The sequence below is a fragment of the Halorubrum miltondacostae genome, from assembly GCF_041379815.1.
Lineage (GTDB): Archaea > Halobacteriota > Halobacteria > Halobacteriales > Haloferacaceae > Halorubrum > Halorubrum miltondacostae.
Genome location: NZ_JBEDNY010000002.1, coordinates 95,983 through 122,749 on the forward strand (window position 1 = coordinate 95,983; position 26,767 = coordinate 122,749).

The following is a 26,767-nucleotide window of genomic DNA, read 5'->3' on the forward strand; positions in this document are numbered from 1 at the left end:
GGCATGTTCGACTCGGGAGCCGCGGTCGCGGCGGCGCTCTCCGCGGCCGGCGCCGACCTCGACGACGAACAGCGACAGCCGAACGGCGTCGACCTCACCGTCGACGCGGTGTTCGCACAGACCGAACCGGGCCGGCTCGGCCGCGACGGGAAGCGCGTCGGGGAGCGACGGGAGCTGGAGCCGCGGGGCGACTGCTACCGGCTCGAACGCGGGAGCTACGTCGTCCGGTACGGCGAGCCGGTGCGCATCCCGGAGGGGCGGATCGGCTTCGTCCTCCCGCGTTCGACGCTGCTGCGGAACGCCTGTACCCTCGACACCGCGGTGTGGGACGCGGGCTACGAGGGTGTCGGCGAGGGGCGGCTCGACGTCGGCCACCCGATCGAGATCGAGCCGGGCGCGCGGATCGCGCAGCTGGTGCTCGCCGAGGCCGACCACGACGGAACGTACGAGGGCGCGTACCAGGAGGAGCACCTCTGAGCGGGTCCGAGCTACGCCCCCTCCCAGTCTCCGCCGACGCGGTCGATCCCCATCATGTCCTCGCCCGCGTGTTCGGTGAAGACGACCTTACAGTTCGGCTCCGGGACGCCCAGCGTCGCCACGGCCCGCTCCATCACCGCCAGTGCGAACGCCCGCTTGTACTCGAAGGGGCGTCCCTCGCGGATCTCGGCGTCCAGGAAGAACAGCGGCCCCTCGACGCCACGCCCGATCGCCATCGCGGACGGCTCGTGTTCCGCGATCGTCACGGCGACGTGGCCGGGAGTCGTCGCCATCTCCTCGGTGTACCGCTCGGTGACGAACGAAGTGAACTCCTCGCGCTCCGCGGGCGATAGGGACAGCGTCGTCGCGAACTGTAACAGCGGCATACCGTCGGCTCGGTCGGCAGCGACTTCGGCTTACCGGCCCTCGGAGCGCGGACGCGACGCTCGTCGGTCGTCTCGATGCGCCGCCGCCAGTATCGCGATTCGGCGGGCTAGCGGCTCAGCGTTCAAAGGAACGAACGGCACGCCCGTGCCGGGAAAAGGTGGCACGAGCGTGTCGTTCCGTAGGTCCCCGCTGACGCTTCGGCCCTCCAAGCGAAGCGTCACCTGAACATACCGATGGTAGACACTTAATCTTGCCGGGGGCGGCAGGGTTGTCGTATTAGTTCGCGGCAATCCGTTCACAACGCTCGACTGACACGACATGGGATTCGGTCGACCGCGATCCGGTCGTCGTGGACGTGCCGAGGCCGCGCTCCGGACTACTGTCTGGCGGGGTGGTCCGCGCGGAGCCGCGATTGTCCCTCGCCGAGGAGCCGCTCGCGGAGCGTCTCGCCCGGTGGTTCGGCGTCGGTCGGGGGGACGAGTCCGCGCTCGCGCAGCTCCGGAACGACGAGGTCGACGAAGTCGACGAGCGAGTCGGGCCGGACGACCTCCTTCACGTTGAACCCATGGACGCCGACCTCCTCGTGCCAGTGCTGGAGCTCGTCGGCGACCTGCTCGGGGGTGCCGACCAGCTTCGGCGAGGTGGTACCGAGCCCACAGAACTCGGCCACCTCGCGCACCGTCCACTCCCGGTCGGGCTGGGCCTTCGTGAACGCGTTCATCGTCCCCTGGATCGCGTCCGTCTCGATGTGTTCGACCTTCTGGTCCGGGTCGAGCTCGGAGAGGTCCATGTCGAGGAAGCCCGACAGCAGCGCGAGCGTCGCCTCGACGTCGACGTGGCGCTTGTACTCCGCGTACTTCGCCTCCGCGAGCTCCCGCGTCTCCCCGACGATCGGCACCACGCCGATGAAGAAGCGGAGGCTCTCCGGGTCGCGGCCGGCGTCGGCCGCGCGCGACTTCACGTCCGTCATGTACTCGACGACGCCCTCCTCGGTCGGCTGGCTGGCGAAGACGGCCTCGGCGTTGCGCGCCGCGAACGACCGCCCGTAGTCCGAGGAGCCGGCCTGGTAGACGACCGGCGTGCGCTGCGGCGACGGCTCGCAGCCGTGCGGGCCCGGCACCGAGAAGTGCTCGCCCTCGTGGTCGATGGCGTGGACCTTCTCCGGGTCGCTGTACCGGCCGGTCTCCCGGTCGGCCTCGACCGCGTCGTCCTCCCACGACTCCTCCCACAGCTGGTAGCAGACGTCGAGGAACTCGTCGGCGCGGTCGTAGCGCGTCTCCTTGTCCATCCGCTCGTCGAGACCGAGGTTCGCCGCGGCCGACTCCAGGTAGGAGGTGACGACGTTGATCGCGACCCGGCCGTCGGTGAGGTGATCGAGCGTCGAGAACTCCCGCGCGAGCTGGTATGGGTGATTGTAGGTCGTCGAGCGCGTCACCGCGAAGCCGATGTCGTCCGTGACCTCCGCCATTGCGGGCACGACGAGCTGCGGGTCGTTCGCGGGGGTCTGGACCGCCCGCTCGACGGCCGTCTCGCGGTCGTCGCCGTACACGTCGTAGATACCGCGCACGTCCGCGAAGAACACCGCGTCGAAGCCGCCACGCTCGGCGGTGCGCGCGACCTCCGTCCAGTACTCGCGGTCGGCGTAATCCGCCGACCGGTCACCGGGGTACCGCCACGACCCGGGCGAGACGTGCTCGACCGAGGCCATGGTGAAGAGGTTGAGATGCAGGTGATCGGACACGGAGCCCGGTACGCGCTCCGGGGTAATACGGACACAGGAAGTGGCGGCACTTGTCGCGGTCGCGGACGGTCGACGAGCAGGCGCGGCGACGGCCGGATGTCGCGACGGTCGGCGGACGACCGCGCTACGCCGAGACGGACTCCGGCGACGAGACGTACGCCGCGAAGTCGGAGGTCGTGATGATCCCGATGGGCTCGTCGCCGTCGACGACCGGGACGTGGTGGAAGCCGTGTTCGAGCATCGTCGCGGCGACCGCCGACACGTCGTCCTGCGCGCTCGCCGTAATCGGGTTACGCGTCATGTACCGCTCGACGGTCGTCTCGGCCTTCGGCTGGCTCTTCGCGACGATGTCGACGAAGTCCGTCGAGGTGAGGATCCCGCCGAGCGACCCGCCGTCGTCGACGACCAGCACCGAGCTGATGTCGTTCTCGAGCAGCACGGCGGCCGCGTCCTCGACCAGCGTGTCCGGCGTCACGGTGTGGAGGTCCGACGACATTAGTCGCGCGACGAAGACGTCTTCGATCTCGTCCATGCCCGAAACACCCGCCCTCACCGTATAAGCGTTCTCACAGATACCGTGAGAGGCCCGACTGGCGGCGCGGGCCGTCCCCCTCGGGCGCGGCGACCCATGCCGTCCGCTCGTCACGGAGCCGATCTCGGTCCGCGGCCGGCGGGTCGGCCGCCTCGAACGCCGGACATCCGTCGCCGCACTCGCGACCGGGGTCGACGACGCGCTCGAAGTGCGCGCAGCGCGGCCGCCCGTCGGCGGTCGCCTCGCTGTGGACGCAAGCCGGCGGGTCGGGTCGCCACCCCTTCCCGTACGCGCGCTCGGCGATCCGCCGCCGCTTGCGCGCCTTCGCCGCGGGGCCGACGAGCGCGACGTCCGTGCGGGAGGGTCGCTCGTCGCGGATCTCGACGCCCGGAGCGCCCGGATCGAGCGGCGTCGGCTCGCGGACGACCTCGCGCTCGCCCGTCTCCGGGTCGAACCGCCAGACGCCGACCGGCTCCGGGATCCGGTTGAGGTGCGCGCGGGTGACGTAGGAGGCGGTCGCGAGGACCACCTCGTCGAACAGGCCGAGCGCGACGTCGTATCGCAGCTGGGCCTCCAAGTCGCCCGGCGTGCCGAGGTCCGGCTTGTTCTCGACCGCGACGAGGTCGCCGACCCAGTCCTCCGGGTAACGCGCCGTCGCCCGCACGACCGGTCGCCCGTTCCGGCGCTCGCGTTCGAGGTAGCCGACCTCGACCGCGCGCTCGACGACGGCGGCGGCCCGGTCCGGCGGGAGGTCGAAGGCGTCGGCGACGGGGACCGCCTCGCCCGGGCCGACAGCGGCCTCGATGGCGGGGTCGGGGATCCGCTCGGCGCTGATCGCGGTGCGGTCGTCGAAGCCCGCTCCCGGCGAGAGCAGACAGACGTCGACGATGCGCGTGCCGGGCGTCTCGACGCCCGCGCCGAGCTGGCGGGCGACGACCCGGTCCGGAGATTCGAGCGCGGCGCACAGTGCCAGCTCGAACCGGTACTCCATGACGGCGGAAGGGACGCAGCGGAGTAAAACGCGTCGGCGGCCGCGCCCGCGTTCCGGCTCGCCTCCCGGTCGACGGCCTCAGCGCCCCGGGTCGAAACCGGTATTCCCCGCGGGACCGTACGGCAACCATGCGCCGGGTCACCCGGAACCTCCTCGTAGCCATCGCCCTCGTCGTCGTCGCGCTGCTCGCGCTCGGGGCGCTCCCGAGCTACCTCGGGAGCGGCGATCCGTACTACCTCACGGCCGAACAGATCGAGACGAACGGCACCGCCGCCGACGTGAACAACGTCTCCGACCGGCGGTACCCGTACCTTATCGGCGCGATAGAGAGCGCTGACGGGCGCTCTGACGGCTACCAGACTGGCTCCTTCGGCATGAAGGAGTGGTTCACCCACACTCCGTTCGACGAGGTCGACGCGATCACCCAACAGTCCCCGGCGGCCGCGACGGAGACCGGCGTGCGGGTGCGTCGCAGCGGCGAGACGTACCACGTCGAGGTGGTCCGCCCGTGACGGGCGACCCCGACGACGCGCCGGCCCCGACTGACCCGTCGGACGGCGGCTCCGGGTCGTCTTCCGCCGCCGACCTCCACGACCTCCCCGCGTTCAACGACGGGCGGAACCACTCGCTGCCGGGCGAGCCGGAGTGGCCGGTCCGCGAGGTCGTCGTCGAGTACGACGAGGGGTGGTTCGTCGGCGGCTACGACCGCGTCGAGCAGCCCGACGGGACGGAGAAGCGGTACTACTGGGCGGAGCTGTCGCCCGCGACGGTGATCGTCGCGGTCGCCGACGGGCAGGTGTTGTTCGTCGAGCAGTACCGTCCCACGGTGCGGAACACCCAGCTCGAACTCCCCGCGGGGGTCGTGGAGTCGGGCGAGTCGTACACCGAGGCCGGAGCGCGCGAGCTCGCCGAGGAGACCGGCTTCGAGCCGTCCGCCACGTCGCTGCTCCAAGAGGTGTGGTGTTCGACGGGTGTGTTGCGACACCAACGCGGCTACGTGTTCGCGGAGGGGCTGGAGCCGGTCGACGTCGACCACGACAGCAACGAGTTCCTCACCCCGCGTGCGGTGCCGGTCGACGAGGCGCTGGCGCTCGCCCGGGAGCCGCCGACGAACGACGCGACGCTCGAGGGCCTCCTCCTCGCCGAGCGCGAGGGGTTGCTATGAGGGCCCGCTGTCGAGCCACGTTTAGCGCCGAGTAAAACCCGACGCGCGTCCAGTTCACGGGGCTAACGCGGAGGTATTAGTCGCTGCGGCCCCTCGATAGACGTATGAGTCATGCCTCGGAGCAGTCGGTGTTGCTGTCAGACGACCCTCCGCTCGACCTTCGCCTCTCGGACGACGAACTGGCGGCGACCCGCGAGCGCATCGTCTCGTTCATCCGCGACGTCGTCGACGACGCCGGCGCGGATGGCGCGGTCCTCGGCCTCTCTGGCGGTATCGACTCGACGCTCACCGCCCACCTCGCGGTCGAGGCGCTCGGCGAGGACGGCCTCCACGGCCTCACGATGCCCTCGGCGGTGAACGATGCGGACGTGATGAGCGACGCGGAGCGCGTCGCCCACGACCTCGGAATCGAGTACGACGTGATCGAGATCCAGCCGATCGCGGAGGCCTTCTTCGACGCGGTCCCGGAGGCCGCGACCGACCAGATGGCCGCCGGGAACGTCTACGTCCGCACCCGCGCCGTATTGAACTACTTCGTCGCCAACGCCGAGAACCGGGTTGTCCTCGGGACGGGCAACCGCGCCGAGGCGATGACCGGCTACTACACGAAGTACGGCGACCAGGCGGTCGATTGTAACCCCGTCGGCAACCTCTACAAACAGCAGGTGCGCCAGCTGGCCGCGCACGTCGGCGTCCCCCGCGAGCTCGTGATGCAGGAGCCGACCGCGGGCATGTGGGAGGGCCAGACCGACGCCGAGGAGCTGGGGCTCGACTACGACACCGTCGACGCCATCCTCGCGGTCCACGTCGACGGCGGCCTCTCGCGGTCGGCGACGGTCAGCGAACTCGACGTGCCGGAAGAGGCCGTCGACCGCGTGGTCGACCTCTACGAGCGCAGCGCCCACAAGCGGGCGATGCCGCCCGCCCCCGAGCGCGGACTGTAACGTCCCGAGCGCGCTCCGGCAGTTGCTCACCACGGAGCGACGCGGTGACGCGTACCCGACCGCCCGGCTCGCGACTTTCGGCCGGGTTCCGCCGTCGATCCGTTCCGCCAGACGCGTTCTAGCCCGGACCCCTCGGCTACCGAGTGCCGTCCGCGAAGTGATTCAGTATTTTCATACCGGGAATCTACAACGTTTCGTCTATGGTCAGCGCGCGCGTCCCACTCGTTACCGCTCATCCGCTCGCGGCGTTTCTGGGTATCGCCTGTGCGTTCTCCTGGAGCACGTGGTTCCTCGGGTCTCTCATCCAGTCCACGCGGACGCTCGCGGTCGCCACGATCGTCGTCGGCGGGTTCGGTCCCGCGCTCGCCGCGGTCGCGGTTCGCTGGGCGGCCGGGCGAACCGTCCGGACGTGGCTCGCCACCCGACTCCGCTGGCGAGTCGCTCCTCGCTGGTACGCCGCGGCGCTGCTCGTCCCGGTCCTCATCTACGGGATCGGCGCCGCCGCGCTCGTCGCCGCCGGCGCGACCGTCCGCGTCGATCGGTTCGGTTGGGGCGTACTGGCCTTTCTGGGCGGGCTTCCGGTCGCCACGCTGGTCACCGGGGGAAACGAGGAAATCGGCTGGCGCGGATTTCTCCTCCCGCGCCTACAACGACGACACGGCGCATTCCGAGCGAGCATCCTGGTCGGCCTCGCATGGGCCGGCTGGCACCTGCCGGTGTACGTCCTCCCGTTCGGGCTCGTCGAGGGACCGTACGTCCTCTTCGTCCCGTTCATCGTCCTCGTCTCGGTGGTGCTGACCTGGTTGTACAACAGCACCGAGGGGAGCGTGTTTCTCGCGATGATCACGCACGGTGCCGTCAACTCCGCGACGGGGTTGTTCGTCGGCCTCCTCGCCGTGGAGTCGGTCGACGCGTTCATCCTCTAGAGTGCCCGCGTCGTCGGCGCCGTCGCGGTCGTGGCCGGCCTGCTCGTCCGCTACGACCGAGGGACCCTCTCTCCCCGAGGTAAGATCGCCGCTCGGGCGGTTGAGACGATAGTCGACTGACGCGACGGGTCGCCGAGGGATCCCGCAGCTCTTTGAGCGTGCCCCGCGTGTTGTAAAAAAGCCGGTAGTCGGAGACGGGTCCGCGGAGCCGACCGGGTTCAGAATTCTCGCATCGCTTCGAGCACGTCGCGGGCGGAGCCGTCGTCGATGGCCTCCCGCGCCGCGTCGAGGCCCTCCTCGATGGAGTCCGCGTCGCCGCCCGCGTAGATCCGGAGCGCGGCGTTGACCGCGACCGCGTCCGCGAAGGGGCCGTCGCGCTCGCCCGCCAGCACTGCCTCCGTGATCTCGGCGGAGTCGGCCGCCACGTCCTCGACCGCGAGGTCGTCCTCTTCGAGGTCCATCCCGTAGTCGGCGGTCTCGATCTCGAAGTCGTCAAAGGACGCGCCCTCGCTGCCCTCGCCGTCGCCGCCCGCGGCGTCCCACTCGGCGACCTTCGTGTAGCCGGGCCGCACGTCGTCGTACCCCTCCATGCCCTGGAACATCAGGACGCGGTCGAGGTCGTGGAACTCGCTCTCGACGAACGTGTCGACCACCTTCTTCGCGAACGCGAGGTGGTAGAAGGAGCCGAGGTGGACGGACGCGCCGGCGGGGTTCGCCAGCGTCTCGACGGTGTTGACGAACGACCGGACGCCCATCATGTCGCGCCGGTCGAACAGGTCGTCGACGGCGGGGTTGAACGCGGGCTGGTAGTAGAAGCCGAAGCCGGTCTCGTCGACCATGTCCGCGGAGTCGGAGGGCGTCAGCTCGGTGTGAACGCCGAGCTCGTCGAGGACGTGTTTGTACGCGTCCTGCTTCTGAGTGGGCACGCGGTCGCCCGAGTGGACGACGACCGGGGTGCCCGCGGCGGCCGCGACCGCGCCCGCCGCGACGCCGAGGATCGCCGTCCGCCCCTTCCCGTCGTAGTTCGCGCCGCAGTCGACGGGGTCGGCGTCGGGTTCGGCGTACTCGACGCGGTCGCACATCACGTCGACGTACGCGCCGAGCTCCTCGGGCGTGTTCCGCTTCCAGCGGTTCGCGAGCCAGAACGCCCCGAGCGTGGTGGGGTCGGGCTCGCCCGCGAGGATGCGCTCGAACGCCTCGGTCGCCTGCGCGCGCGTCAGGTCGTCGGCCGACTTGTGACCGGAGCCGCAGACCTCGGTCATCAGCCGCTTGAGGGGCCAGTCGCCGAACTCCTGGGTCGCCTGAGCCATACGCCCCGTTGGGCTCCTCGGACGAAAAGTCCCCCGTTCGACTCCCGCCCTGCGGGAACGGAACCGGAGGGGGTCCCGCCGACCGGGCCGGCGCGACGCCGCTGCGCGCGAGCGCCGAACCGGGACGCTGCGACCGCTCTCGCCCGATCTGTGTTACTCGTTCTCATACAACTATCGAACGATCGTGTCGCTATGAGACAAATATCTAGAAAAACAACCAGTTCTGGGCTATTTGTATTCTGTATCAGTAGCTAAACAGCGTCAGAGTTATATGTGCGTCCATCTGTTTGGTTATCGTACCCGATGACATCAAAATCCGTCGCCACCGCGCTCACGCTGTATCGGTCCCGTACGCTGACGCTGGAACAGGCTGCGACCGTCGGCGGCTGCTCGACGGCCCAGCTCGAGGAGAGCGCTCGGGCGTTCGCGCCCGCGCCGGGCGAGGCCCCCGCCGACGACTGAGGCCGACCGCGTCGACACCGGTCGTCACGCCGGGTCGCGCGCGCCGACCGCTGTCTCGACCCACTCGCTGTCGCTCCCGCCCTCCTCGCCGTCGCCTCCATCAGGTCCGGCGTCCCGGTCCCCGCTCACGAGGAACTCCACCACGCCGGCGAGGAACTGGTCGTTGTCGCCGACGTTGTACCGGTCCGCGGCGATGAACCGCGCGTCGCCGACCGCGAGGACGTTCCCGTCTCGCACGGCGAGCGTATGCTCGCGTTGCGTGTCGCTGTCGGCCGTCCGCGCGTTCGGTCCCGTCACCAGCACCGGCTCGGCGTCGGCGGTCGAGCGCACCTCGGTCGGGGTGTACAACACCACCGACTCGGCGTCGCCGACTGACCCGTTTCCGTCCGTCAGCGAGGCGTTCTCCGGCGGCGCGGCGACGACGTGCCGGTAATTGCCGTCGTTTCGCTCCTGGTCGTACACGTACCGCGTGTCGAAGTAGAGTTCGAAGCGCTCGCCGAGCCCGCGCAGGTCGCTCTCCCGCTCCCCGAGCGAAGCGCCGAGGGCCCCGCCGGTCACCTCGAACCGGTTCGGGTTGCCGAATATCACGACTCGACCCCCCTCGTCCGCGAACGCCTCGATCGCGTCGAGCTCGTCCGCCGAGTAATCGGTGTCCGGGTCGACGATCACGAGCGCGTCGGCGCCGTCGATCGCGGACTCGAGCCGGTCGGGGTCGTACTCCACGTCGTGGTTGGCCTTCGAGATCGCCTCCGACAGCGGCCCCAGCCGGCTCCGCCCGGCGCCCTCGGCGTCGATCACGACCGTTCCGCCGGCAGGAACGACCGGCGGCTCCGGCTCGATGGTCCCCGTCGACGGGAGGCCCTCGGTGACCGTCCGCTCGGTGTCGAACGTCTCGAACTCCGGCTGCGGCGGCGAGTCGACGGCCAGCAACGGGACGACGGCCGCCGCGCCCGCGATCGCCGCGGCGAGGACGACGGTGACGAGGAGCCCCTTCGCGACGGTGCCGCGTCGGCCCGCCAACGCCCCGCCGCTGGACGCGTCGGCGTCCGAGTCCTCACTGGGAGGTTCGCTCATCCGGCCACCTCCGCAGCGTCGATCCGGCCCGCGTCGGTCGCGTTCGCATCGGTCGCGTTCGCCCCCGCGTCCGCGCCGGAGCCGGTCCCGCCGACCGACCGGTCGTCGCCTGTCGGTGCGACCTCGACCGCCCCCCGCGAGTCGAGCGTCACCAGCGTCGCGTCGCCGGCCGCGACGGCCCCCGGGTGGGCCATCAGGACGGTCGGGAACGACCCTTGTCGCGGGGTGTTCGCGGTCCGGATCGGTTCGAACCGCTTCTCGTCGGCACCTCCGGCGTAGTACGCCGCCCGCAGCGAGTACGTCGCGGTCCAGTCCCCGCCGCCGACGTCGGCCGGGGTGATGACCTCGACCGACGGGCGATCGAGTCCGGCGCGGTCGGCCGCCGCCCGGATCGCTGCCCGGCGGTCGCCGATCGCGTCGGCCATGCCGTTGTCGACCGCGACCGACCCGCCGAAGACCCGTGCCGTCGCGACCTCGTTCTCCGTGAGTTCGAGCCGGTCGCCGCGGTGTTCGACCACGGACCCGACGAAGGCGTTCCGCGACGTCTCGAGCGTGGCGAAGAACTCGCGGTTGCCGAACCCTTCAACCTTCCTCGGGCCGGTGGTTCCGACCACGTCGTTCGGCTCGACGTCGGGCGGGAGGCTCCCGATCACGCCGACGCTCCCGACGAACGAACTCGGCTTCACGTACACCTCGTTAGCGGGCGCGATGGCGAAGTACGCGCCGGACGCCGCGACGCCGTCGACCGTCGCGACCACCGGCATCGACTCCCGCAGCCGCAGCGTCTGTATGTACATCGCCTCGCTGGCGGCCGCCGACCCGCCGCCGCTGTTGGCGACGATCACCACCGCGTCGGCCTCCGCGCGGGCCTCGGCGAGCATTGCCTGGTATTCGGTCGACAGTTCCCCGTCGATCGTCCCCTGAATCGGGACGACCGCGACCGTTCCGTCCGGTCCCGTCGCCGTGTCCACGGCGACGGGCGCGACGGCCGCGCCGAGGACCACACCGAGGAGCACGAACAGGACGTAGCTGTCGACGGCCCACGCGAGCGCGGACCGCGTACGCTCAAACATCGTGTGTATTGTACACGCACAGCATGATAAGTGCCGTGCCGGGCGTCCCGAAACGCGTAGGTACGACCGCCGCGTAGCGGACGTAATGAGTTTGGACGCCGACTGGCGGGCCGACCTCGACGCGGTCGACGCGGCCCTCGTCGACGAGTACCAGAGCGGCTTCCCCGTCGAACACCGCCCGTTCGAGCGGGTCGCCAGCGAGATTGCGGCCGAGACTGGCGTCGCGGTCGACGCCGATGGGCTCCTCGACCGCGTCCGCGACCTCCGCGAGCGCGGCGTGTTCCGCCGGTTCGGCGCGGTCCTCAACCCGCCCGTCATCGGATCGTCGACGCTCGCGGCGGTGCGCGCGCCCGACGACCGGTTCGACGAGGTCGCCGAGGTGATCAACGGCTACCGGCAGGTGAACCACAACTACCGGCGCGACCACGAGTGGAACCAGTGGTTCGTCGTCACCGCGGGTTCCCGCGAGAAGCGCGACGAGATCCTCGAAGAGATCGAGGCGCGCACCGGCTGCGAGGTGCTGGCGCTCCCGATGCTCACGGACTACTACATCGACCTCGAGTTCCCCGTGGTCAACGCCGACCGGTTCGCGCGGGAGTCGCTCGAGTACACCGACGTCTCCGCCACCCGCATCTCCGAGGACGCGCGCGGCGACCTGAGCCCGCTCGAAGCCGACCTCCTCCTCGCGATCCAAGACGGTTTCCCGCTGTCCGCGACCCCCTACGCCGACGTGGCGGCCGAGATCGACGCGCCCGTCGACGACGTGCTCGCGGCGGTCGAGCGCCTGCTCGCCGACGGCTGTATCAAGCGGATCGGCTGCGTCGTCAACCACGTCGTCACCGGGTTCACGAACAACTGTATGGTGGTCTGGAACGTGCCCGACGACCAACTCGACGAGCGCGGCGAGGCGGTCGGGAGCCTCCCGTACGTCACCCTCTGTTACCACCGGCCGCGCCGCCCCGACCAGGAGTGGGAGTACAACCTCTTCACCATGATCCACGGCCGCGAGGCCGAGGCCGTCGACGCGAAGATCGACGAGCTGGCCGCCGACCACCTCCCGTTCGAGCACGAGCGACTCTACTCGACGGAGACGCTGAAACAGACCGGCGCGCGGTACGAGGACCTCGTCGCCGACTCGCCGGACTCGGAGTCCGCGTAGGCCGCGCCACGGGCCGTAGCCGGGTCGCCCCCGGCGACCGGGCCCGTCTCGATCGCGGGTCAGCCCGCCGGAACGGGCGGACTTTTCCGGCGGCCCGCGGTACGACCGGACATGACCGACGCCTTCGATAGGGTGGGGTACGGGACGTACAAGCTGGCGGCCGGCGAGGAGTGCGCCGGCGGCGTCGCCCACGCGATCGAGACCGGGTACCGCCACGTCGACACCGCGCAGGGGTACGACAACGAGGCTTCGGTCGGCGACGGGATCGACCGGAGCGACGTCGACCGTGAGGACCTGTTCGTCGCCACGAAGCTCTCCACGGACAACCTCTCGTACGACGACGCGGTCGAGACGGCGCGCGAGAGTCGGGACCGGCTCGGCGTCGACTCGATCGACCTGCTGTACGTCCACTGGCCGATCGACAGCTACGACCCGGCGGAGACGCTGCCCGCTCTGGACGCCCTCGTCGGCGACGGCGTGATCGACCGGATCGGGCTCTCGAACTTCGAGCCGGATCAGCTCGACGAAGCGCTCGACCGCCTCGACCACGACGTGTTCGCCCATCAGGTGGAGTGTCACCCCCTGCTTCCACAGGAGCGGCTCCGCGAGTACGCCGTCGAGCACGACCACTGGCTCGTCGCCTACTCGCCGATCGCGCGCAACCGCGTCGCCGAGGTCGACGCCCTCCGCGAGATCGCCGCGAGTCACGACGCGACGCCGGCGCAAGTGAGCCTCGCGTGGCTGCTCTCGAAGGAGCGCGTCGCGCCGATCCCGAAGGCGGCCGACTTCGGGCACGTTGAGGACAACTGGGCGGCTCGCGAGATCGACTTACGCGACGAGGAGATCGCCCGGATCGACGCGCTCGACCGCCGCGAGCGGATCGTCGACTTCGAGCGGGCCGCCTGGAACCGCGACTGACCTCCGGAGCGCTCAATACCGGTACTGACGGCTCATAGTCGGTTTAACGCGTCTCCACGTCGAACACGAGTCCGTGCCGGACCCGAACCCGCCGTCCGACGCCGGTCCGTCCGCGGACGGCTCGCCCGGCGCCGACGCGGACCCCGGCGGCGAGTCCGGCCCCCGCGACCGCCCGGCCCTCCTCGCGGCGACGCCCGGGACCGACGCGGTACTCGAGAAGCTCCGGACGCTCGCCGCCCTCGCCGGCCTGCTCGCCCTCCTCGTGACGCTGATCGCCGTCGAGCTGCTCGTCCGCGTCTGAGCCCGCCGGCGGACCGGAACTGAACGCGAGATCCGCCCGATCCGCCGACGGGTCCGCGCTCGCCGTCGGTTTCACTTCCGCTTTCGGGCGCGTTTTTAAAAGGTCCGGGCACGACGGTCCGGGTATGAGCCAGTCCACGTTCGACGACGACGACCTGTTCGGCGAGGCGGCCGCGGAGACCCGCGCCGAGGTCGAGGAGCACCTCGCGGCGGCGCGCGACCAGCTCCCCGACCCGGACGCGGTGTGGGAGACAGACGCGGACAACGTCCTCGGCGCGCTCAACGGGCTGAAATCCGCGCTCGACGCCGGCGACGCGATAGACAGCGTGCGCTCGGCGAAGAAGGCGTACGTCCTCGGCGAGCGCGCCGACGCGTTCGAGGACGCCGAGGACCTGAAGGCCGACATCGAGGAGCTCGAGTCGCTCGTCGGCGACATCGAGAGCGCCGCCGACGAGGTGGCTTCGCTCACCGGCACCGTCCCCGCCATCCGCGGGGCGCTTCAGGACGCGACGGACGACGACGACGAGTAGCGCCCGTCCGCGCCCTCAGTTCGCCTCTCGCTCGACGACCGCATCCGCTAGCTCCGCGAGCGCCGCGCTCGCGCTGTCGAGCAGTTCCGCGCCCCGCTCGGCGTCGCCCCCCGCGGGGTCGCCGACGACGCCGTTATCGGTGAACTCGTCGGCGTCGTGCGCGAGGTTCACGCCCGCGACCCACTCGCCCCAGCGGTCGGCCGCGCCCGCGCTCGCCTCGCCGACGCGCTCCTCGCGGACGAGGGCCGGATTCGTCGCGCGCAACAGCGCCGTCTCCAGCGGGCCCGCGTGGCCCATGTCGCTCGCGTGCTCGCCGACGGCCTCGAACCAGGTGAACGCGACCCCGTACCCCGCGTGGGCGTCGTCGCGCGAGAACCGGCGGGCGACCTCCGCGAGCGCCTCGACGTTCCCTCCGTGCCCGTTGACGAACACCACGCGGTCGACCCCGTGCGAGACGAGCGACTCGGCGGACTCCCGGACGTACGCGCGGAACGTCTCCGGAGAGACCCACATCGTCCCGTCGAACGTGCGGTGCTCCTCGGCGACGCCGACCGAGACCGGCGGCGCGACCGCGACCTCGCCGCGGGCGTCGTCGCGACCGGCGCGGTCCGCGTCGGCCGAGCCGTCGGTCTCGGTCGACTCCCCCGTCTCATAGGCGTCCGCACCCGCCGCCGCGACCGCGACGGCGTTCAGCGCGTCGGTGCCGAGCGGCGCGTGGGGGCCGTGCTGCTCCGTGCTCCCGACCGGGAGGAACGCGACGTCGACATCGGTGTCGCGCACGTCGGTCCAGGCGACTTCGCTGAGGCGCATACCGTCACCTCGGCGGCCGGCATCGTATAGCCGGCGGTCACCACCCGTGGTGTTATGTCGCTCCCCGCGGGTCGCGGCCGTATGAGCGGTGACAACGCGGACCACGATACGGAGGCGCACGATCCGGCTCCCGCCGTGACGTTCGGCCCGCTGAAGCGGGCGCTCCGCGAGCACCGCTACCCGGTGACAGCGGCGGAGCTCATCGAGCAGTACGGCGCGGCGACGCTGGAGACCCCGACGGCGACGGCGCGGCTCGACGCGCTGCTCGAGGGCTGCGAAGAGACGCAGTTCCGGGAGCCGTCGGAGGTCCGCGAGGCGGTCCTCCGCGCGCTCGACCACGAGGCGCCGCCCGCGACCGCCGCCGACGAGTGGACGGAACTGCCCCGCTGACCCGGGCGTCGCGTCGGCGGTCCGATGTCGCTTCGCGGGCCACCCCGTCCGGCGGTCCGGTGCCGCTCAGTCGTCGTCGGTCTCGGCGTCCTCGACGATCCGGGCGGTGCGCTCCTGCGCGCGGTCGATGAACTCCTGCGGGAGCTCGTCGATCTCGCCCGCCTGAACCCCCCAGAGGTGCGCGTACAGCCCGTCGTTGTCGAGCAGCTCGTCGTGCGTGCCGCGCTCGGCGATCTCGCCGCCCTCCAACACGAGGATCGTGTCCGCGTCCTTGATCGTCGAGAGCCGGTGGGCGATCGCGAACGTCGTCCGCTCCTCGGTGAGCCGGTCGAGCGAGCGCTGGATCAGCATCTCGGTCTCGGTGTCGACGTCGGAGGTCGCCTCGTCGAGGATGAGGATGTCCGGGTCCTTCAGCACCGCCCGCGCGATGGTGACGCGCTGGCGCTGCCCGCCGGAGAGCTTCACGCCGCGCTCGCCGACCATGGTGTCGTAGCCGTCCGGGAGGTTCTCGATGAAGTCGTGCGCCTCGGCGGCCTCGGCGGCCTCGCGGACCTCCTCGTCCGTGGCGTCGAACGTGCCGTAGGTGATGTTCTCGCGGACCGTGCCGTAGAACAGGTACGACGACTGCCCGACGTAGCCGATCGAGCGGCGGAGCGACTTGAGCGTCACGTCGCGGACGTCCTGGCCGTCGATCTCGATCGACCCCTCGTCGACGTCGTACATCCGGAGCAGCAGTTTGAGGACGGTCGACTTCCCCGCGCCGGTCGGGCCGACTAACGCGAGCGTCTCCCCGCCCTCGACGGAGAAGTCGACGTCCTCGATGATCGTCTCGTCGTCGTAGCCGAAGGAGACGTCGTCGTACACCACGTCGCCGTCCCCGACGGTCAGGGCCTCCGCGCCCGGGTCCTCGGCGAGTCGCGAGGGCTCGTCCATCAGTCCGAAGATCCGCGCGGAGGAGGCGCGGGCGCGCTGGTACATGTTGATGATCTGCCCGAACTGCGCCATCGGCCAGATGAACCGCTGCGTGTAGAGGATGAAGACGACGAACATCCCGACCGAGAGCTCGCCGGTGAACGGCCCCGGCGGCGTCTCCTGGAACACCCAGAGGCCGCCGATGATGAACGTCACCACGAAGCCGATGCCGGCGAGCACGCGGAGCCCCGGGAAGAACTTGATCCGGGTCGTGATCGCGTCCCAGTTGGCGTCGAAGTACTCCATCGAGACGTCGTCGACGCGGTCCGACTCGTACGGCTCCGTGTTCGACGACTTGATCACCTGAATGCCGCCGAGGTTGTTCTCGAGCCGGGAGTTCATCTTCCCGACCGACGAGCGCACCTCGGCGTACTTCGGCTGGATGATCTTGATGAACAGGTAGGTGAACCCGCCGATGATCGGGACCGGCAGCAGCGCGACCAAGGCGAGCTGCCAGTTGATCCAAAAGAGGAGGACGCCGATCCCGACGACCATCACCGACAGTCGGAATAGCGAGTTCATCCCGTCGTTGAGGAACCGTTCGAGCCGGTTCACGTCGTTCGAGAGGATCGACATCATCTCCCCGGTCTGTTTGTCCGAGAAGAACTCCATGTTGAGGCGCTGCATCTTGTCGTATGTGTCCGTCCGGACGTCGTGCTGGATGTTCTGTGCGAAGGCGTTGAACCCCCAGTTGCGGACCCAGTGGAAACCGGCGCCGATCCCGAACGCGCCCCCGATGATGGCGATCGTGAACCAGAACTGCGCGGTCTGTCCCGTCGGCAGCCACGCGTCGGGGAGGACGACGAGCGGGATCTGCTCGCTGAACAGGGCGTCCTCGTAGAACACGGCGTCGATGGCGATCCCGAGCATCAGCGGCGGGAGCAGGTCGAGCAGCCGCGCGAAGACGCTCGCGAACACCCCCACCGTCACCTGCGGAACGTAGTCGCGGCCGTACTCGACGAACAGCCGCTTCATCGGATTCTCTATCTTGTCCCGCTGCTCTTCGAAGGGATCGTCGTCTTCCCATTCGACGCCACTCATCACCAAATCGTATCGGGTAATGCGGCAAATAGGTTTCCTTCGAACCGAAATACATCGGCAGAAAACACCGGTAACACCCGTTCGATCGGGTGATCTCTCCCGCGACGGCCGCGGTCACCCGCGTCTGCGCCCCGGTCGACTCACCGGTCTGGCTCGCGCGCGCTCAGAGGTCGCGGCGCTCCACGCTCGGGTCGATCCCGGCCTCGTCGAGGTCGTCCCGGACGCGCTGCCGGAGCGGCCCCGGGACGCCGTCGCGCGGGACCGGCGCGGCCGTCCCGCCCTCGTCCTCGTCGGTCGGTACGGACCAGTAGAGGACGTGGGCGCTCTCGGCGTAGAACTCCACCGCGTACCGGTCGTTGCCACCCTCGTAGTGGACGCGGGCGGCCGCGCCCTCGGCGCGCCACCCCTCCTGTCGGACCAAGGCGGCGATCGGCTCTCGCATGGCCGCCCTCGGGTCCCCGGCCTCATGTGGGTGTCGGCGGGGCGAGGCGGCGCCGCCCACCCGCATCGACACCGGTTTACAACCGCCGCCCCGATGACCGGTCATGTCTCTTCGCGTCACGTTCCTCGGGACGGGCGGGGCCGTTCCGACCGTCGAGCGCGCGGCGAGCGCCGTCTTCGTCAACCGCGAGGGCGACCGCTTCCTCTTCGACTGCGGCGAGGGCACCCAGCGCGAGATGATGCGTAGCGGCACCGGGTTCGGCGTCGACCGGGTGTTCGTCTCGCACCTCCACGGCGACCACGTCCTCGGCATCCCCGGCCTCGTCCAGACGCTCGGGTTCAACGACCGCTCCGACCCGCTGACGATCCACTGCCCACCAGGGACCGGAGAGCAGCTCCACGACTTGGTCCACGCGGTCGGCCACGACCCGGCGTTTCCGGTGCGAGTGGAGCCCGTCGAACCGGGCGAGGTCGCCCACGAGACCGACGAGTACGCGGTCCGCGCGTTCGAGACGGAACACCGGACCGTCTCACAGGGGTACGTCTTAGAGGAGGACGACCGCCCCGGCCGGTTCGACCGGCCGAAGGCGGAGGAGCTCGGCGTCCCTGTCGGGCCGAAGTTCGGGCGCCTCCACGAGGGGGAGTCGGTCGAGGCCGAGGACGGGACGGTCGTCGAGCCGGAGCAGGTCGTCGGCCCGCCGCGCCCCGGCCGTAAACTGGTGTACACCGCGGACACGCGCCCGCAAGAGACCACCGTAGAGGCGGCCGCGGACGCCGACCTGCTGATCCACGACGCCACGTTCGCCGACGACATGGCCGACCGCGCCCGCGACACCGCGCACTCGACCGGCCGCGAGGCGGGGTCGATCGCCGCCCGCGCGAACGCGAAGCGGCTCGCCTTGGTGCACATCTCCTCGCGGTACGCCGCCGACCCGCGTCCGATACGCCGCGACGCCCGCGAGGCGTTCGACGGCGAGTGCCTGCTGCCCGACGACGGCGACCTGATCGAGGTGCCGTTCCCCGACGCCGACGACTGAGATCCCCGAGCGTCCGCTCTCTCATCCCCGACTCGGTCCGTGCCACCGCGACCCGTGTGACCGTTCCACTCGAAACGAAGCCCGCGCATGGCTGACGCGCGTCTGACGCGGTGGCCGTCGTCTCCCCGTCGCCCCACATTCAGTCGGGCGTCGATTCGTCGAACACCAGTGAGAAGCGCGCTCCCGTCGGATCCGTTCACTTTCACCGCGGTCACGGGCGTTTTAATACGGTGAGGAACCAACCGTCGTACGCCTCCCACTGAAACAAGACCGGAGGCGGAGACACCCCATGAGCGAACTGCGACAGGAAGCGGAAGCGATAGCGGAACAGTTCTCGGACCACACTGACGTCGATCCCGACGACGTCGAGGAGCGACTGACGACCCTCGTCGACGAGTACCGCGTGCCGCTCGACGAGGCCAGCCGGAGCGTCACCAACAGCTACCTCGAAGACGCCGGGATGGAGCGCGACGAGCTCGGCCGCGGCGGCAGCGAGGAGGTCCTCGTCGACGACATCGACGAGGACGAACAGTGGGTCGACCTGCGCGTCGAACTCGTCGACCTGTGGGAGCCCCGCAGCGACTCCATCTCGCAGGTCGGCCTCCTCGGCGACGAGTCGGGCACGATCAAGTTCGTCGCCTTCGAGACCTCCGACCTCCCCGAGCTGACCGAGGGACAGGCGTACGAGCTCTCGAACGTCGTCACCGACGAGTACGAGGGGAGCTACTCGGTGAAGCTCAACCGGACGACGCAAATCACCGAGATCGACGAGGAGATCGAGATCGGCGACAACGCCGACACCGTCGAGGGCGCGCTGGTCGACATCCAGTCCGGCTCCGGCCTGATCAAGCGCTGTCCGGAAGATGACTGTACCCGCGTCCTCCAGAACGGGCGCTGCTCTGAACACGGACAGGTCGAGGGCGAGTTCGACCTCCGGATCAAGGGCGTCCTCGACGACGGCGAGACCGTCTCCGAGGTCATCTTCGACCGCGAGGCAACCGAGAAGCTCACCGGCATGAGCTTGGAGGAGGCCAAGGACATGGCGATGGACGCGCTCGACACCACCGTCGTCGCCGAGGAGATGGGCGAGGACGTGCTCGGGCGTTACTACCGCGTCACCGGCCCGACGTTCGGCCGGTACGTCCTGGTCGACGAGATGGAGGACCCCGGCACCGTCGACGTCGAAAGTGCGCTGATCGAAGCGAGGTCGATCTAAATGAGCCAGTCAGCCCCCACCCGAGAGGTCGCCCGGCGCGTGTTCGCGAGCGAGTTCAACGACGCCGGCTACACGTTCACCGAGTCCGACGACGAGCGAGCCCCCGTCTACGCGCTGTTACCGACGGGCGAGTCCTCGAACCGCGTGTTCTTCGTCGGCACCCTCACCGAGAAGGAGGACGTCGGCGAAGACAGCGAGTACTGGCGCGGTCGCATCGTCGACCCGACGGGCACGTTCTTCGTGTACGCCGGCCAGTACCAGCCCGAAGCCGCTTCCAAACTTCGGGACTTGGAGCCCCCGGCCTACGTCGCAGTCGTGGGGAAACCCCGGACCTACGAGACCGACGACGGCACGGTCCGGGTCTCCGTCCGCCCCGAGTCGATCACCGAGGTCGACGCCGCCACCCGCGACCGTTGGGTCGCGGAGACCGCCCGCCGCACCGTCGAGCGCGTCGCCGCGTTCGACGACGAGGGCAACGAGTACGCGCGGATGGCCCGCGAGGAGTACGACCTCGACCCCGAGACATACAAGGCCGCCGCGCTGTCGGCGTTAGAGGACCTCGACGACAGCGGCGACGAGCTCGCCGGCGACGCCGGCGACGAGCCGGACCCGGCCGGAACGCCCGAGCCCTGACCGGCGACGCTCGGCCGCGTTTCTGAGCCGATCGGGCGCTTCGACCCGCAACGAGCGATATTTCGCGGTTTCTTGCGACCGTCTGACAAACGCTTAAGTGACTCGCGCGCCAAATTTTCTGGTGATGGGCAACAAGAACAAGACGATCTCGTTCCGCGTCAACGAGGACGCCTTCGAGGCGCTCCGCGACATCGCTGAGGAGCGCGATATCTCGCTGTCGGCGGTCTTCCGAAACTACGTGGACTCGCTCGTTGCCCACGACGGTCAGGTCCGGGTCGTTCCCGAGTCGGAGCTGGCCGGGGCCGACGACGACGAGCCGTTCCCCCCGAAGGTCGAGGTCCCGAAGAGCTTCGTCCGCGAGCACGAGCGGCTGGAGCTCGAGGCCGAGCACCTCCGCGAACAGCTCGAAGAGCACAAGCGGTACGTCAACTACCTCCAGGAGCAGCTGGAGGACGGCGACGACGACGTGATCCACCTCGAGGACCTCGACGGCGAGCCCGACGAGCCGTCCTTCCGCCTCGGATAGCGGCTCGACACCGCCCGTTTCTCCCCTCGGCGTCCGCTTCATCCCCCAGTCGCGACGCCACGGCGTGCCTCCTCGCCGGTCGCCCGGCCGCCCCTCGCGCGAAAACCTTCCTGTTCGTCCGTTACTGACCGGCGAAACGCCCATGTTGCCGAAAATATTGCCTAACTCCTCCGAGTTTGTTCAGAAACGTCCGATTCTCTCCCCGTCTGATGGACAGTTTCTCATCGCGAAGCCGCTATTTCTGAGTATACTAAATTATTTACGAAAACGATATTACCCGGGCGCTGGACGGATCGGACATGCGAAGGTGGGTTCGACCGTGAGCGTGTTCGACAGGGCGTACGACGATACGGTTCGCGTCCTCGACGAGGACGGGGAGGTCGTCGGCGACGTCCCCGACCTCGACGACGGGTCGCTCGTCGGGATGTACAGGCACATGCGGCTGGCGCGCCACTTCGACGGCCGCGCGGTGAGCCTCCAGCGGCAGGGGCGGATGGGGACGTACCCCCCGCTCTCCGGCCAGGAGGGGGCCCAGATCGGGTCGGCGTACGCGCTCGACGACGACGACTGGATGGTCCCGTCGTACCGCGAGCACGGCGCGGCCCTCGTCCACGGGCTCCCGCTGAAACAGACGCTGCTCTACTGGATGGGCCACGAGGACGGCAACAACGCGCCGCCGGACGTCAACGTCTTCCCGGTCGCCGTCCCCATCGCGTCGCAGGTCCCCCACGCCACCGGCGCGGCGTGGGCCTCGAAGCTCCGCGGCGAGGACGACGCGTTCGTCTGTTACTTCGGCGACGGCGCGACGAGCGAGGGCGACTTCCACGAGGGGGTCAACTTCGCCGGCGTGTTCGACACGCCGACCGTCTTCTTCTGTAACAACAACCAGTGGGCCATATCGGTCCCGCGCGAGCGGCAGACCCGGAGCGCGACGCTGGCCCAGAAGGCGGAGGCGTACGGGATCGACGGCGTACAGGTCGACGGGATGGACCCGCTCGCGGTGTACGGCGTCACGGCGGCCGCGCTGGAGAAGGCGCGCGACCCCGACGCCGACCGCCCGCGCCCGACCCTCATCGAGGCGGTCCAGTACCGGTTCGGCGCGCACACGACCGCCGACGACCCGACGGTCTACCGCGACGACGACGAGGTCGAGCGCTGGAAGCGGAAGGACCCGATCGACCGGCTGGAGTCGTACCTCCGCGACGAGGGGCTCCTCGACGACGAGCGCGTCGCCGAGATCGAGTCGTCGGTGGAGGCGCAGGTCGCGGACGCGATCGACGCGGCGGAGTCGATGGCGCGCCCCGACCCGCGGGAGCTGTTCGAGCACGCCTACGCGGAGCTTCCGCCCGAACTGGAGCGGCAGTACGAGGAGTTCGCCGCGCTGCGCGACGAACGCGGCGACGCGGCGTTCCTGGAGGACTGAATGACCGACACACAGAATCTCACGCTGGTACAGGCGGTACGAGACGGACTACACTCCGAACTGCGCGCGGACGACGACGTCGTCGTGATGGGCCAGGACGTCGGCAAGAACGGCGGCGTCTTCCGCGCGACCGAGGGCCTGTACGACGAGTTCGGCGGTGACCGGGTGATCGACACGCCGCTGGCCGAGTCCGGCATCATCGGCACCGCGGTCGGGATGGCCGCCATGGGGATGCGACCGGTCCCGGAGATCCAGTTCTCCGGGTTCATGTACCCCGGCTTCGACCAGATCGTCTCGCACATGTCGCGGTTCCGGACCCGCAGCCGCGGGCGGTTCACGCTCCCCATGACGCTGCGCGCCCCCTACGGCGGGGGCATCCGCGCGCCGGAACACCACTCCGAGTCGAAGGAGGCGTTCTACGCCCACGAGGCCGGCCTGAAGGTCGTCGTCCCCTCGACGCCGTACGAGGCGAAGGGGCTGCTCGCGGCGTCGATCCGCGACCCCGACCCGGTGATCTTCCTCGAACCGAAGCTGATCTACCGGGCGTTCCGCGAGGAGGTGCCCGAGGAGCCGTACACGGTCCCTATCGGGGAGGCGGCCACGCGGCGCGAGGGCGACGACGTCGCCGTGTTCACCTACGGCGCGATGACCCGCCCCACGCTGGAGGCCGCCGAGACGCTCGGCGAGGAGGGGATCGAGTGCGAGGTCGTCGACCTCCGCACGGTCTCCCCGCTCGACCGCGAGGCGATCGTCGAGGCGTTCGAGAAGACGGGCCGCGCGGTCGTCGTCCACGAGGCCCCGAAGACCGGCGGGCTCGCGGGCGAGATCACCGCGATCCTCCAGGAGGAGGCGTTGCTGTACCAGGAAGCGCCGATCGGCCGCGTCACCGGGTTCGACGTGCCGTACCCGCTGTACGCGCTGGAGGACTACTACCTCCCGTCCGCGGCGCGCATCGAGGACGGCATCCTGGAGGCGGTCGAATTTTAAGATGACCGCCGGAGATACACGTATGACACTCGAGGGGGAGAGCGCATGACCGTCGAGGAGTTCAAGCTCCCGGACGTCGGCGAGGGGGTCGCCGAGGGCGAACTGGTCAGCTGGCTGGTCGCGCCCGGCGACCGCGTCGAGGAGGACCAGCCCGTCGCCGAGGTCGAGACCGACAAGGCGCTCGTCGAGGTGCCGTCGAGCTACGACGGCGTCGTCGAGGAGCTGTTCGCCGAGGAAGGGGAAATGGTCCCCGTCGGCGACGTGATCATCTCGTTCCGCGTCGACGAGGACGGCGACGCCGAGGCGGCCGCCGGCGACGACGCGGGAACCGAAGCCGAGCCCGAGCCGGCCGACGATCCGTCGTCGGAGCCGGCCGCCGAGGAACCCGACGCCGAGCCCGAGCCGGCCGACGATCCGTCGTCGGAGCCGGCCGCCGAGGAACCCGACGCCGAGCCCGACACGCCCTCGGGGCGCACCTTCGCGCCGCCGTCGGCCCGCCGGCTCGCCCGCGAGCTCGGCGTCGACGTCGCGGCGGTCGAGGGGAGCGGCCCCGGCGGCCGCGTGAGCGAGTCGGACGTCCGAGCGCACGCCGACGGGGATGCGGGGTCCACCGACGCGGACGACGCCCCCGAGCCGCGTCCCGCGCCGACGCCGACCGACACCGGTTCCGGCGACCGCAAGGCCGCGGTCAGCAAGCGGAACGGGGACGGTGCGACGGCGTCCGCCGGCTCCGCGGCGGGCGGTCCCGAGCCCACCGGCCGCGACACCACGCTCGCGACGCCCGCGACCCGGAAGGCGGCGCGCGAGCGCGGCGTCGACCTCGACGACGTCCCGACCGACGAGACCCGCGACGGCGAGGCGTTCGTTACGGCCGAGGCCGTGAACGCGTACGCCGACGCGCTGGAGTCGACCGCCGAACCGGCGCCCGAGCCGGAGCCGGTCGACCTCGACGCCGGCGGCGAGGCCGCCGCGACGCCGGCCGACGCGGCCGCAGCCGCCGGTGCGTCGGCGACGGACGCCTCCGGCTCGGGAGACGAGACCGTCCCCTACCGCGGCGTCAGGCGGACCATCGGCAAGCAGATGGAGCGGTCGAAGTACACCGCCCCGCACGTCACCCACCACGACACCGCCGAGGTCGACCCGCTGGTGGAGGCGCGCGAGCAGCTGAAGCCGAAAGCCGAGGCGAGCGACGTGAAGCTCACCTACATGCCGTTCGTGATGAAGGCGATCGTCGCGGGGCTGAAGAAGTACCCGTACCTCAACAGCGAGCTCCGCGAGGATGACGAGGAGATCGTCCTGAAGAGCGAGTACAACCTCGGCATCGCGGTCGCGACCGACGCGGGCCTCATGGTCCCCGTCGTCGACAACGTCGACGAGAAGGGGCTCTTCGAGCTGGCCGACGAGGTGAACGACCTCGCCGCCCGCGCCCGCGAGCGCAAGCTCAAGCCCGCGGAGATGAACGGCGGGACCTTCTCGATCACCAACTTCGGCGCCATCGGCGGCGAGTACGCGACGCCGATCATCAACTACCCCGAGACCGCGATCCTCGGGCTCGGGGCAATCGAGGAGCGCCCGGTCGTGCGCGAGCGCGACGGCGCGAGCGAGGTCGTTCCCGCCCCGACGCTGCCGCTGTCGCTGTCGATCGACCACCGGGTCGTCGACGGCGCGGTCGCGGCCGAGTTCGCGAACACCGTCATGGAACACTTAGAAAACCCGCTGCTGCTACTCAACGAATAATGGTCGTCGGAGACGTCACCACGGGAACAGAGGTACTGGTCATCGGCGCGGGGCCGGGCGGCTACGTCGCCGCCATCCGCGCCGCACAGGAGGGGCTCGACACAACGCTGGTCGAGAAAGACGCCTACGGCGGCGCGTGTCTCAACCGCGGGTGTATCCCCTCGAAGGCGCTCATCACCGGCAGCGGGCTGGCCCACGAGGCGGGCAACGCGGAGTTCATGGGCGTCCACGCCGACCCCGCCGTCGACATGGGGAAGATGGTCGAGTGGAAAGACGGCGTCGTCGACCGGCTGACGGGCGGCGTCGAGAAGCTCTGTAAGGCGAACGGCGTGAACCTGATCGAGGGGACCGCCTCGTTCGTCGGCGAGGACACCGTCCGCGTCGCCCACGGCGGCGACGGGCAGGGCTCGGAGACCCTCTCGTTCGAACACGCGATTGTTTCCACCGGCTCGCGGCCGATCCAGATCCGCGGCTTCGACTTCGCCGAGGACCACGTCTGGAGCTCCGCGGACGCGCTCGACGCCGACACCGTCCCGGACCGGCTCGGGATCGTCGGCGGCGGCTACATCGGGATGGAGCTGGCGACCACGTACGCCAAGCTCGGGGCCGACGTGACGGTCGTCGAGATGCTCGACGACATCCTCGACCCCTACGAGGACGACGTGAAACGGGTCGTCCGCGAGCGCGCCGCGGAGCTGGGCGTCGAGTTCCAGTTCGGCGAGGGCGCGAGCGAGTGGGCCGAGGCCCCCGACGGCGGCTACCTCCTCCACACCGAGACGAAGGGGGGCGAGGAGTCGACGTACGGCGTCGACAAGATCCTCGTCGCGGTCGGCCGCCAGCCCGTCACCGACGGGCTCGACGTCGAGAACGCGGGGATCGAGACGGACGACCGCGGCTTCATCGAGACGGACGACCGGACCCGCACCGCGGTCGAGCACATCCACGCCGTCGGCGACGTCGCCGGCGACCCGATGCTCGCGCACACGGCCTCGAACGAGGGGATCGTCGCCGCCGGGGTGATCGCGGGCGAGCCCGCCGCGCTCGACCGGCAGGCCGTCCCCGCCGCGGTGTTCACCGACCCCGAGATCGGCACGGTCGGGATGACCGAGGCCGAGGCCGAGGACGCCGGCTTCGACCCCGCCGTCGGCGAGATGCCGTTCAACGCCTCCGGCCGCGCGATGACGACCGGCCACACCGAGGGGTTCGCCCGGATCGTCGCCGACGAGGAGACCGGGTTCGTCCTCGGCGGGCAGATCGTCGGGCCCGAGGCGTCGGAGCTGATCGCGGAGGTCGCGCTCGCGGTCGAGATGGGGGCGACGCTCGAAGACGTGGCCGCCACGGTCCACACCCACCCGACGCTCGCGGAGGCCGTGATGGAGGCCGCGGAGAACGCTCGCGGACAGGCGATCCACACGCTGAACCGCTGAGTGCGTTCCGGCCGTCGAGCGCGTCCCGAACGGACCCCTTCGGCCGGTACTACTGACTCGCTTCATGGGTCCGTACAGCCGTCTCTCCGACCGATAGCGGGTACCCGATACAGTAAAGACTCGCAGGCGGGCGATACT

The 26,767-nt window shown here is 70.2% G+C and carries 29 protein-coding genes; 19 read left to right on the forward strand and 10 right to left on the reverse strand.

Going from position 1 to position 26,767, the window contains the following annotated elements:
* The first annotated feature begins 3 nt into the window (after positions 1 to 3).
* Entirely contained in the window at positions 4 to 477 is a 474-nt protein-coding gene (locus ABNG04_RS05975; protein ID WP_371160917.1) for a deoxyuridine 5'-triphosphate nucleotidohydrolase, read from the forward strand.
* Positions 478 to 488: 11 nt separating this feature from the next.
* On the opposite strand, the gene ABNG04_RS05980 is transcribed toward ABNG04_RS05975, so the two are convergent.
* From ABNG04_RS05980 to ABNG04_RS05995, 4 genes are all read right to left on the reverse strand, one after another.
* Positions 489 to 863: a tautomerase family protein gene (locus ABNG04_RS05980; RefSeq protein ID WP_371160919.1), complete on the reverse strand. Its 375-nt coding sequence runs from the start codon at positions 861 to 863 to the stop codon at positions 489 to 491.
* Between the two features lie 377 nt (positions 864 to 1,240).
* Positions 1,241 to 2,605: an LLM class flavin-dependent oxidoreductase gene (locus tag ABNG04_RS05985; protein WP_371160920.1), complete on the reverse strand. Its 1,365-nt coding sequence runs from the start codon at positions 2,603 to 2,605 to the stop codon at positions 1,241 to 1,243.
* Positions 2,606 to 2,729: 124 nt separating this feature from the next.
* Positions 2,730 to 3,137, reverse strand: a complete 408-nt coding sequence (locus tag ABNG04_RS05990) for a CBS domain-containing protein (protein ID WP_371160922.1) — start codon at positions 3,135 to 3,137, stop codon at positions 2,730 to 2,732.
* A 34-nt stretch (positions 3,138 to 3,171) separates the two neighbouring features.
* Positions 3,172 to 4,128, reverse strand: a complete 957-nt coding sequence (locus ABNG04_RS05995; protein WP_371160924.1) for a DUF5787 family protein — start codon at positions 4,126 to 4,128, stop codon at positions 3,172 to 3,174.
* A 128-nt stretch (positions 4,129 to 4,256) separates the two neighbouring features.
* On the opposite strand from ABNG04_RS05995, the gene ABNG04_RS06000 reads away from it, so the two are divergent.
* From ABNG04_RS06000 to ABNG04_RS06015, 4 genes are all read left to right on the forward strand, one after another.
* Positions 4,257 to 4,640, forward strand: coding sequence for a hypothetical protein (locus ABNG04_RS06000; protein ID WP_371160926.1), 384 nt, complete (start codon positions 4,257 to 4,259; stop codon positions 4,638 to 4,640).
* Positions 4,637 to 5,293, forward strand: coding sequence for an NUDIX hydrolase (locus ABNG04_RS06005; protein ID WP_371160928.1), 657 nt, complete (start codon positions 4,637 to 4,639; stop codon positions 5,291 to 5,293). The genes ABNG04_RS06000 and ABNG04_RS06005 overlap by 4 nt, the downstream gene beginning before the upstream one ends.
* Before the next feature lie 104 nt (positions 5,294 to 5,397).
* Positions 5,398 to 6,237: an NAD+ synthase gene (locus ABNG04_RS06010; protein ID WP_371160930.1), complete on the forward strand. Its 840-nt coding sequence runs from the start codon at positions 5,398 to 5,400 to the stop codon at positions 6,235 to 6,237.
* Positions 6,238 to 6,437: 200 nt separating this feature from the next.
* Positions 6,438 to 7,163 carry a CPBP family intramembrane glutamic endopeptidase gene (locus ABNG04_RS06015; RefSeq protein WP_371160932.1) on the forward strand — a complete coding sequence of 242 codons (726 nt, stop codon included), beginning with the start codon at positions 6,438 to 6,440 and terminating at the stop codon, positions 7,161 to 7,163.
* 218 nt (positions 7,164 to 7,381) lie between these two features.
* Here ABNG04_RS06015 and ABNG04_RS06020 read toward each other — a convergent pair whose 3' ends face one another.
* Positions 7,382 to 8,473 (reverse strand): anthranilate phosphoribosyltransferase, encoded by a 1,092-nt coding sequence (locus tag ABNG04_RS06020; RefSeq protein ID WP_371160934.1) that lies wholly within the window; start codon positions 8,471 to 8,473, stop codon positions 7,382 to 7,384.
* Positions 8,474 to 8,776: 303 nt separating this feature from the next.
* On the opposite strand from ABNG04_RS06020, the gene ABNG04_RS06025 reads away from it, so the two are divergent.
* Positions 8,777 to 8,935, forward strand: coding sequence for a DUF7317 family protein (locus ABNG04_RS06025; RefSeq protein WP_297886506.1), 159 nt, complete (start codon positions 8,777 to 8,779; stop codon positions 8,933 to 8,935).
* A 24-nt stretch (positions 8,936 to 8,959) separates the two neighbouring features.
* On the opposite strand, the gene ABNG04_RS06030 is transcribed toward ABNG04_RS06025, so the two are convergent.
* Together ABNG04_RS06030 and ABNG04_RS06035 are read right to left on the reverse strand one after the other, a co-directional pair.
* Complete coding sequence (locus tag ABNG04_RS06030; protein ID WP_371160936.1) at positions 8,960 to 10,009, reverse strand: DUF4350 domain-containing protein; 1,050 nt, start codon at positions 10,007 to 10,009, stop codon at positions 8,960 to 8,962.
* Positions 10,006 to 11,082: a S49 family peptidase gene (locus ABNG04_RS06035; RefSeq protein WP_371160938.1), complete on the reverse strand. Its 1,077-nt coding sequence runs from the start codon at positions 11,080 to 11,082 to the stop codon at positions 10,006 to 10,008. Before ABNG04_RS06035 ends, ABNG04_RS06030 begins: the two co-directional genes overlap by 4 nt.
* Positions 11,083 to 11,167: 85 nt before the next feature.
* Between ABNG04_RS06035 and ahbB the strand changes: the two genes are divergently transcribed.
* The 4 genes from ahbB (at position 11,168) to ABNG04_RS06055 (ending at position 13,989) form a co-directional block, all read left to right on the forward strand.
* Complete coding sequence (ahbB, locus tag ABNG04_RS06040; protein WP_371160939.1) at positions 11,168 to 12,241, forward strand: siroheme decarboxylase subunit beta; 1,074 nt, start codon at positions 11,168 to 11,170, stop codon at positions 12,239 to 12,241.
* 111 nt (positions 12,242 to 12,352) lie between these two features.
* Complete coding sequence (locus ABNG04_RS06045) at positions 12,353 to 13,159, forward strand: aldo/keto reductase (RefSeq protein ID WP_371160941.1); 807 nt, start codon at positions 12,353 to 12,355, stop codon at positions 13,157 to 13,159.
* Positions 13,160 to 13,232: 73 nt separating this feature from the next.
* A complete protein-coding gene (locus ABNG04_RS06050) occupies positions 13,233 to 13,460 on the forward strand; it encodes a hypothetical protein (RefSeq protein WP_371160943.1) in 228 nt (75 codons plus the stop codon).
* Between the two features lie 124 nt (positions 13,461 to 13,584).
* Complete coding sequence (locus ABNG04_RS06055; protein WP_371160945.1) at positions 13,585 to 13,989, forward strand: DUF5790 family protein; 405 nt, start codon at positions 13,585 to 13,587, stop codon at positions 13,987 to 13,989.
* A 15-nt stretch (positions 13,990 to 14,004) separates the two neighbouring features.
* Here the strand turns inward: ABNG04_RS06055 and ABNG04_RS06060 are convergent, their stop codons facing one another.
* Positions 14,005 to 14,799, reverse strand: coding sequence for a creatininase family protein (locus ABNG04_RS06060; RefSeq protein ID WP_371160947.1), 795 nt, complete (start codon positions 14,797 to 14,799; stop codon positions 14,005 to 14,007).
* An 81-nt stretch (positions 14,800 to 14,880) separates the two neighbouring features.
* On the opposite strand from ABNG04_RS06060, the gene ABNG04_RS06065 reads away from it, so the two are divergent.
* Positions 14,881 to 15,189, forward strand: coding sequence for a DUF5789 family protein (locus ABNG04_RS06065; RefSeq protein ID WP_371160949.1), 309 nt, complete (start codon positions 14,881 to 14,883; stop codon positions 15,187 to 15,189).
* A gap of 66 nt (positions 15,190 to 15,255) precedes the next feature.
* Here ABNG04_RS06065 and ABNG04_RS06070 read toward each other — a convergent pair whose 3' ends face one another.
* The gene (locus ABNG04_RS06070) at positions 15,256 to 17,202 is read right to left on the reverse strand and encodes an ABC transporter ATP-binding protein (RefSeq protein ID WP_371160951.1); all 1,947 of its coding nucleotides are present in this window, start codon (positions 17,200 to 17,202) and stop codon (positions 15,256 to 15,258) included.
* 163 nt (positions 17,203 to 17,365) lie between these two features.
* Positions 17,366 to 17,644 carry a DUF7538 family protein gene (locus tag ABNG04_RS06075; protein ID WP_371160953.1) on the reverse strand — a complete coding sequence of 93 codons (279 nt, stop codon included), beginning with the start codon at positions 17,642 to 17,644 and terminating at the stop codon, positions 17,366 to 17,368.
* A 103-nt stretch (positions 17,645 to 17,747) separates the two neighbouring features.
* Here ABNG04_RS06075 and rnz point away from each other — a divergent pair, with 103 nt between their 5' ends.
* The 8 genes from rnz (at position 17,748) to lpdA (ending at position 26,629) form a co-directional block, all read left to right on the forward strand.
* Positions 17,748 to 18,680, forward strand: a complete 933-nt coding sequence (rnz, locus tag ABNG04_RS06080) for a ribonuclease Z (protein WP_371160955.1) — start codon at positions 17,748 to 17,750, stop codon at positions 18,678 to 18,680.
* A gap of 289 nt (positions 18,681 to 18,969) precedes the next feature.
* Positions 18,970 to 19,896: a replication factor A gene (locus ABNG04_RS06085; protein WP_371160956.1), complete on the forward strand. Its 927-nt coding sequence runs from the start codon at positions 18,970 to 18,972 to the stop codon at positions 19,894 to 19,896.
* Entirely contained in the window at positions 19,897 to 20,529 is a 633-nt protein-coding gene (locus ABNG04_RS06090) for an RPA family protein (protein WP_371160958.1), read from the forward strand.
* A gap of 124 nt (positions 20,530 to 20,653) precedes the next feature.
* Positions 20,654 to 21,055: a DUF8146 domain-containing protein gene (locus tag ABNG04_RS06095; RefSeq protein ID WP_371161933.1), complete on the forward strand. Its 402-nt coding sequence runs from the start codon at positions 20,654 to 20,656 to the stop codon at positions 21,053 to 21,055.
* Positions 21,056 to 21,374: 319 nt separating this feature from the next.
* Positions 21,375 to 22,478, forward strand: a complete 1,104-nt coding sequence (pdhA, locus tag ABNG04_RS06100; RefSeq protein WP_371160960.1) for a pyruvate dehydrogenase (acetyl-transferring) E1 component subunit alpha — start codon at positions 21,375 to 21,377, stop codon at positions 22,476 to 22,478.
* On the forward strand, positions 22,479 to 23,465 hold the full coding sequence (locus ABNG04_RS06105; protein WP_371160962.1) for an alpha-ketoacid dehydrogenase subunit beta: 987 nt from the start codon (positions 22,479 to 22,481) through the stop codon (positions 23,463 to 23,465). It abuts the gene before it with no gap.
* 45 nt (positions 23,466 to 23,510) lie between these two features.
* Positions 23,511 to 25,202 (forward strand): 2-oxo acid dehydrogenase subunit E2, encoded by a 1,692-nt coding sequence (locus ABNG04_RS06110; protein WP_371160964.1) that lies wholly within the window; start codon positions 23,511 to 23,513, stop codon positions 25,200 to 25,202.
* Positions 25,202 to 26,629 carry a dihydrolipoyl dehydrogenase gene (gene lpdA / locus ABNG04_RS06115; RefSeq protein ID WP_371160966.1) on the forward strand — a complete coding sequence of 476 codons (1,428 nt, stop codon included), beginning with the start codon at positions 25,202 to 25,204 and terminating at the stop codon, positions 26,627 to 26,629. The genes ABNG04_RS06110 and lpdA overlap by 1 nt, the downstream gene beginning before the upstream one ends.
* The last annotated feature ends 138 nt before the right edge of the window (positions 26,630 to 26,767 follow it).

What these genes read in the sequence shown, in the direction of transcription:
- ABNG04_RS06075 (WP_371160953.1), bottom strand. Translation starts at nt 17,644, where the DNA reads ATGCGAGAGCCGATCGCCGCCTTGGTCCGACAGGAGGGGTGGCGCGCC.
- ABNG04_RS06020 (WP_371160934.1), bottom strand. Translation starts at nt 8,473, where the DNA reads ATGGCTCAGGCGACCCAGGAGTTCGGCGACTGGCCCCTCAAGCGGCTG.
- ABNG04_RS06055 (WP_371160945.1), top strand. Translation starts at nt 13,585, where the DNA reads ATGAGCCAGTCCACGTTCGACGACGACGACCTGTTCGGCGAGGCGGCC.
- ABNG04_RS06030 (WP_371160936.1), bottom strand. Translation starts at nt 10,009, where the DNA reads ATGAGCGAACCTCCCAGTGAGGACTCGGACGCCGACGCGTCCAGCGGC.
- ABNG04_RS05980 (WP_371160919.1), bottom strand. Translation starts at nt 863, where the DNA reads ATGCCGCTGTTACAGTTCGCGACGACGCTGTCCCTATCGCCCGCGGAG.
- rnz (WP_371160955.1), top strand. Translation starts at nt 17,748, where the DNA reads ATGTCTCTTCGCGTCACGTTCCTCGGGACGGGCGGGGCCGTTCCGACC.
- ABNG04_RS06090 (WP_371160958.1), top strand. Translation starts at nt 19,897, where the DNA reads ATGAGCCAGTCAGCCCCCACCCGAGAGGTCGCCCGGCGCGTGTTCGCG.
- ABNG04_RS06060 (WP_371160947.1), bottom strand. Translation starts at nt 14,799, where the DNA reads ATGCGCCTCAGCGAAGTCGCCTGGACCGACGTGCGCGACACCGATGTC.
- lpdA (WP_371160966.1), top strand. Translation starts at nt 25,202, where the DNA reads ATGGTCGTCGGAGACGTCACCACGGGAACAGAGGTACTGGTCATCGGC.
- ABNG04_RS06000 (WP_371160926.1), top strand. Translation starts at nt 4,257, where the DNA reads ATGCGCCGGGTCACCCGGAACCTCCTCGTAGCCATCGCCCTCGTCGTC.
- ABNG04_RS06045 (WP_371160941.1), top strand. Translation starts at nt 12,353, where the DNA reads ATGACCGACGCCTTCGATAGGGTGGGGTACGGGACGTACAAGCTGGCG.
- ABNG04_RS06110 (WP_371160964.1), top strand. Translation starts at nt 23,511, where the DNA reads ATGACCGTCGAGGAGTTCAAGCTCCCGGACGTCGGCGAGGGGGTCGCC.
- ABNG04_RS06035 (WP_371160938.1), bottom strand. Translation starts at nt 11,082, where the DNA reads ATGTTTGAGCGTACGCGGTCCGCGCTCGCGTGGGCCGTCGACAGCTAC.
- ABNG04_RS05975 (WP_371160917.1), top strand. Translation starts at nt 4, where the DNA reads ATGTTCGACTCGGGAGCCGCGGTCGCGGCGGCGCTCTCCGCGGCCGGC.
- ABNG04_RS06105 (WP_371160962.1), top strand. Translation starts at nt 22,479, where the DNA reads ATGACCGACACACAGAATCTCACGCTGGTACAGGCGGTACGAGACGGA.
- ABNG04_RS06085 (WP_371160956.1), top strand. Translation starts at nt 18,970, where the DNA reads ATGAGCGAACTGCGACAGGAAGCGGAAGCGATAGCGGAACAGTTCTCG.
- ABNG04_RS06070 (WP_371160951.1), bottom strand. Translation starts at nt 17,202, where the DNA reads ATGAGTGGCGTCGAATGGGAAGACGACGATCCCTTCGAAGAGCAGCGG.
- ABNG04_RS06095 (WP_371161933.1), top strand. Translation starts at nt 20,654, where the DNA reads ATGGGCAACAAGAACAAGACGATCTCGTTCCGCGTCAACGAGGACGCC.
- ABNG04_RS05995 (WP_371160924.1), bottom strand. Translation starts at nt 4,128, where the DNA reads ATGGAGTACCGGTTCGAGCTGGCACTGTGCGCCGCGCTCGAATCTCCG.
- ABNG04_RS05990 (WP_371160922.1), bottom strand. Translation starts at nt 3,137, where the DNA reads ATGGACGAGATCGAAGACGTCTTCGTCGCGCGACTAATGTCGTCGGAC.
- ahbB (WP_371160939.1), top strand. Translation starts at nt 11,168, where the DNA reads ATGAGTTTGGACGCCGACTGGCGGGCCGACCTCGACGCGGTCGACGCG.
- ABNG04_RS06015 (WP_371160932.1), top strand. Translation starts at nt 6,438, where the DNA reads ATGGTCAGCGCGCGCGTCCCACTCGTTACCGCTCATCCGCTCGCGGCG.
- ABNG04_RS06065 (WP_371160949.1), top strand. Translation starts at nt 14,881, where the DNA reads ATGAGCGGTGACAACGCGGACCACGATACGGAGGCGCACGATCCGGCT.
- ABNG04_RS06025 (WP_297886506.1), top strand. Translation starts at nt 8,777, where the DNA reads ATGACATCAAAATCCGTCGCCACCGCGCTCACGCTGTATCGGTCCCGT.
- ABNG04_RS06010 (WP_371160930.1), top strand. Translation starts at nt 5,398, where the DNA reads ATGAGTCATGCCTCGGAGCAGTCGGTGTTGCTGTCAGACGACCCTCCG.